Annotated in this window: 3 rRNA genes; all 3 read right to left on the minus strand. The window is 56.8% G+C overall.

Annotated elements, in window-relative coordinates:
* Nucleotides 1–12 precede the first annotated feature (12 nt).
* The 3 genes from rrf to ABZ803_RS35195 all read right to left on the minus strand — a co-directional run bounded on the left by rrf (nucleotide 13) and on the right by ABZ803_RS35195 (nucleotide 5,242).
* Nucleotides 13–129: ribosomal RNA gene (rrf, locus tag ABZ803_RS35185) — 5S ribosomal RNA — on the minus strand.
* Nucleotides 130–281: 152 nt separating this feature from the next.
* Nucleotides 282–3,397 (minus strand): 23S ribosomal RNA (locus tag ABZ803_RS35190).
* A 326-nt stretch (nucleotides 3,398–3,723) separates the two neighbouring features.
* Nucleotides 3,724–5,242, minus strand: a 16S ribosomal RNA gene (locus ABZ803_RS35195).
* The 16S, 23S and 5S rRNA genes sit together here, the layout of an rRNA operon.
* Between the last annotated feature and the right edge of the window lie 124 nt (nucleotides 5,243–5,366).

A 5,366-nucleotide genomic window follows, 5' to 3' on the forward strand; every position in this document is an offset into this window, starting at 1 on the left:
TCGTGAAGGATGTTCCGGCGGTGTCCTACTCTCCCACACCCTGTCGAGTGCAGTACCATCGGCGCTGGCAGGCTTAGCTTCCGGGTTCGGAATGGGACCGGGCGTTTCCCTACCGCTATGGCCGCCGTAACTCTATGAAACTATCCACACCCCCCAACACACTCGCACACTACCGCCCACCCACCCCGGCTTGGGGGTTTGGTGGGCGACACCGGGCGGGGTGTCAAAAGGGTATCTGTGTGTTGTTTCAGATACCGCACAGTGGACGCGTAGCAACCTTTGTTGGTAAGTCCTCGGCCGATTAGTACCGGTCACCTCCACACGTTACCGTGCTTCCAGTTCCGGCCTATCAACCCCATGGTCTGTAGGGGGCCTTAACCACTCGAAGGTGGTGAGAAACCTCATCTTGGAACAGGCTTCCCGCTTAGATGCTTTCAGCGGTTATCCCTTCCGAACGTAGCCAACCAGCAGTGCCCTTGGCAGGACAACTGGCACACCAGAGGTTCGTCCGTCCCGGTCCTCTCGTACTAGGGACAGCCTTCCTCAAGTTTCTGACGCGCGCGGCGGATAGAGACCGAACTGTCTCACGACGTTCTAAACCCAGCTCGCGTGCCGCTTTAATGGGCGAACAGCCCAACCCTTGGGACCTACTCCAGCCCCAGGATGCGACGAGCCGACATCGAGGTGCCAAACCATCCCGTCGATATGGACTCTTGGGGAAGATCAGCCTGTTATCCCCGGGGTACCTTTTATCCGTTGAGCGACACCGCTTCCACATGCCGGTGCCGGATCACTAGTCCCGACTTTCGTCCCTGCTCGACCTGTCAGTCTCACAGTCAAGCTCCCTTGTGCACTTGCACTCGACACCTGATTGCCAACCAGGCTGAGGGAACCTTTGGGCGCCTCCGTTACATTTTGGGAGGCAACCGCCCCAGTTAAACTACCCACCAGGCACTGTCCCTGAACCCGATCAGGGTCCGAGGTTAGAAGTCCAATACGACCAGAGTGGTATTTCAACGACGACTCCACGAACACTGGCGTGCCCGCTTCACAGTCTCCCACCTATCCTACACAAACCGTACCGAACACCAATACCAAGCTATAGTGAAGGTCCCGGGGTCTTTTCGTCCTGCCGCGCGTAACGAGCATCTTTACTCGTAATGCAATTTCGCCGAGTCTGTGGTTGAGACAGCAGAGAAGTCGTTACGCCATTCGTGCAGGTCGGAACTTACCCGACAAGGAATTTCGCTACCTTAGGATGGTTATAGTTACCACCGCCGTTTACCGGGGCTTAAATTCTCAGCTTCGCACCCGAAGGCGCTAACCGGTCCTCTTAACCTTCCGGCACCGGGCAGGCGTCAGTCCGTATACATCGTCTTACGACTTCGCACGGACCTGTGTTTTTAGTAAACAGTCGCTTCTCTCTGGTCTCTGCGACCACACCCAGCTCACAGCGTAAAGCCGGTCACCAGACGTGGTCCCCCTTCTCCCGAAGTTACGGGGGCATTTTGCCGAGTTCCTTAACCACAGTTCTCTCGATCGCCTCGGTATTCTCTACCTGACCACCTGTGTCGGTTTGGGGTACGGGCCGTGTACCAACTCACTAGAGGCTTTTCTCGGCAGCATAGGATCACTGAATTCGCCTCAATCGGCTACGCATCACGTCTCAGGCTCATGTCGTGCGGATTTGCCTACACAACGCCCTACACGCTTACACCAGGTAATCCAACACCTGGCCCAGCTACCTTCCTGCGTCACCCCATCGCTTGACTACTACACCCAGGGTCTCGTGCATCCCCTTCCAGCTTCCCGAAGGAAGTCCATCCGGTTCAGGACGATTAGCACAGATGATTCACCATTGGGCGCGGATACACGGGTACGGGAATATCAACCCGTTGTCCATCGACTACGCCTGTCGGCCTCGCCTTAGGTCCCGACTCACCCTGGGCGGATTAACCTGGCCCAGGAACCCTTGGTCATTCGGCGGACGAGTTTCTCACTCGTCTTTCGCTACTCATGCCTGCATTCTCACTCGCACAGCCTCCACAACTAGTTCACACTGCTGCTTCCACGGCTGCACGACGCTCCCCTACCCATCCCAGCTCCTGGCTCGAAAGCAAGATAATACTGGAATGCCGCGGCTTCGGCGGTGTACTTGAGCCCCGCTACATTGTCGGCGCAGGATCACTTGACCAGTGAGCTATTACGCACTCTTTCAAGGGTGGCTGCTTCTAAGCCAACCTCCTGGTTGTCTTCGCGACCCCACATCCTTTTCCACTTAGTACACGCTTAGGGGCCTTAGCCGGCGATCTGGGCTGTTTCCCTCTCGACTACGAAGCTTATCCCCCGCAGTCTCACTGCCACGCTCTCACACACCGGCATTCGGAGTTTGGCTGACTTCGGTAAGCTTGTAGGCCCCCTAGGCCATCCAGTAGCTCTACCTCCGGCGTGAAACACGTGACGCTGCACCTAAATGCATTTCGGGGAGAACCAGCTATCACGGAGTTTGATTGGCCTTTCACCCCTACCCACAGCTCATCCCCTCAGTTTTCAACCTAAGTGGGTTCGGGCCTCCACGACGTCTTACCGTCGCTTCACCCTGGCCATGGGTAGATCACTCCGCTTCGGGTCCATGACATGCGACTAAAAACGCCCTATTCGGACTCGCTTTCGCTACGGCTACCCCACACGGGTTAACCTCGCCACACACCGATGACTCGCAGGCTCATTCTTCAAAAGGCACGCCATCACCCCACCACCGAAATGGAAGGCTCTGACGGATTGTAAGCGTCCGGTTTCAGGTACTATTTCACTCCCCTCCCGGGGTACTTTTCACCTTTCCCTCACGGTACTAGTCCGCTATCGGTCACCAGGGAGTATTCAGGCTTACCGGGTGGTCCCGGCAGATTCACAGCAGATTTCACGGGCCCGCTGCTACTCGGGAACCCACTACAACAGAGCACGCATTTTCGTCTACGGGACTCTCACCCTCTACGACAGGCCGTTCCAGACCACTTCGACTAACACGCACTTTTCTGACTGTCGCCTACCACGGCAGTGATAGGAAAGTAGGCCCCACTACCCCACACGCGCAACGCCTGCCGGCTATCACACACGCATGGTTTAGCCTCATCCGCTTTCGCTCGCCACTACTCACGGAATCACAATTGTTTTCTCTTCCTGTGGGTACTGAGATGTTTCACTTCCCCACGTTCCCTCCCCACCGCCTATATATTCAGCGGAGGGTGACACGACATCACTCGTGCCGGGTTTCCCCATTCGGAAATCCTCGGATCTCAGCTCGGTTGACAGCTCCCCGAGGCTTATCGCAGCCTCCTACGTCCTTCATCGGCTCCTGGTGCCAAGGCATCCACCGAACGCTCTTAAACACTTACAAACAAAGATGCTCGCGTCCACTGTGCAGTTCTCAAACAACACACCCACACCGGATCGAACTCCAAGACCATCGAAACCAAAAACCCCGAGGTATCCAGGAAATCCGGGCGGATCGTATTTTTTGCCTGGAAAGAACGTCTGTTCTTTCAGGACCCAACAGTGTGTCGATATATCAACCACCAGCCGGTCACCGAGGACCGACCGATACGCAGAAGAAGTTGTCAGCGTTCCACCCATGAGCTTCCACCGGGCTACATTCGAGCCCGAAATGGTCTCTGCCACAACCACATCCACCAGCGTGGAGGATCGTGGAGAAGTGCTCCTTAGAAAGGAGGTGATCCAGCCGCACCTTCCGGTACGGCTACCTTGTTACGACTTCGTCCCAATCGCCGATCCCACCTTCGACGGCTCCCTCCCACAAGGGGTTAGGCCACCGGCTTCGGGTGTTACCGACTTTCATGACGTGACGGGCGGTGTGTACAAGGCCCGGGAACGTATTCACCGCAGCGTTGCTGATCTGCGATTACTAGCGACTCCAACTTCACGGGGTCGAGTTGCAGACCCCGATCCGAACTGAGACCGGCTTTAAGGGATTCGCTCCACCTCACGGTATCGCAGCCCTCTGTACCGGCCATTGTAGCATGTGTGAAGCCCTGGACATAAGGGGCATGATGACTTGACGTCGTCCCCACCTTCCTCCGAGTTGACCCCGGCAGTCTCCTGCGAGTCCCCGGCATAATCCGCTGGCAACACAGGACAAGGGTTGCGCTCGTTGCGGGACTTAACCCAACATCTCACGACACGAGCTGACGACAGCCATGCACCACCTGTACACCGACCACAAGGGGGCCTACATCTCTGCAGGTTTCCGGTGTATGTCAAACCCAGGTAAGGTTCTTCGCGTTGCATCGAATTAATCCACATGCTCCGCCGCTTGTGCGGGCCCCCGTCAATTCCTTTGAGTTTTAGCCTTGCGGCCGTACTCCCCAGGCGGGGCGCTTAATGCGTTAGCTACGGCACGGATCCCGTGGAAGGAAACCCACACCTAGCGCCCACCGTTTACGGCGTGGACTACCAGGGTATCTAATCCTGTTCGCTACCCACGCTTTCGCTTCTCAGCGTCAGTTACTGCCCAGAGACCCGCCTTCGCCACCGGTGTTCCTCCTGATATCTGCGCATTTCACCGCTACACCAGGAATTCCAGTCTCCCCTGCAGTACTCAAGTCTGCCCGTATCGCCTGCAAGCTCACAGTTGAGCTGTGAGTTTTCACAGACGACGCGACAAACCGCCTACAAGCTCTTTACGCCCAGTAATTCCGGACAACGCTCGCACCCTACGTATTACCGCGGCTGCTGGCACGTAGTTGGCCGGTGCTTCTTCTACAGGTACCGTCACTTGCGCTTCGTCCCTGTCGAAAGAGGTTTACAACCCGAAGGCCGTCATCCCTCACGCGGCGTCGCTGCATCAGGCTTTCGCCCATTGTGCAATATTCCCCACTGCTGCCTCCCGTAGGAGTCTGGGCCGTGTCTCAGTCCCAGTGTGGCCGGTCGCCCTCTCAGGCCGGCTACCCGTCGTCGCCTTGGTAGGCCATTACCCCACCAACAAGCTGATAGGCCGCGGGCCCATCTCGCACCGATAAATCTTTCCACCCACCGCCATGCGACAGCAAGTCATATCCGGTATTAGACCCAGTTTCCCAGGCTTATCCCGAAGTGCGAGGCAGATCACCCACGTGTTACTCACCCGTTCGCCGCTCGTGTACCCCGAAGGGCCTTACCGCTCGACTTGCATGTGTTAAGCACGCCGCCAGCGTTCGTCCTGAGCCAGGATCAAACTCTCCGTTGAAGACTCACAACCACACCCCCGAAAGGGTGCAATCAGATCAAAAACCAGAGTCCGAAAACCCAGCAAAACAATCGCCAGCAAAAAGCTGACAAAAATGTCCGACCCTCCACACGGGGGGTGAAAG

The organism is Nocardia sp. NPDC047648, assembly GCF_040642815.1.
In the GTDB taxonomy this organism is placed as follows: Bacteria; Actinomycetota; Actinomycetes; order Mycobacteriales; family Mycobacteriaceae; genus Nocardia; species Nocardia gamkensis.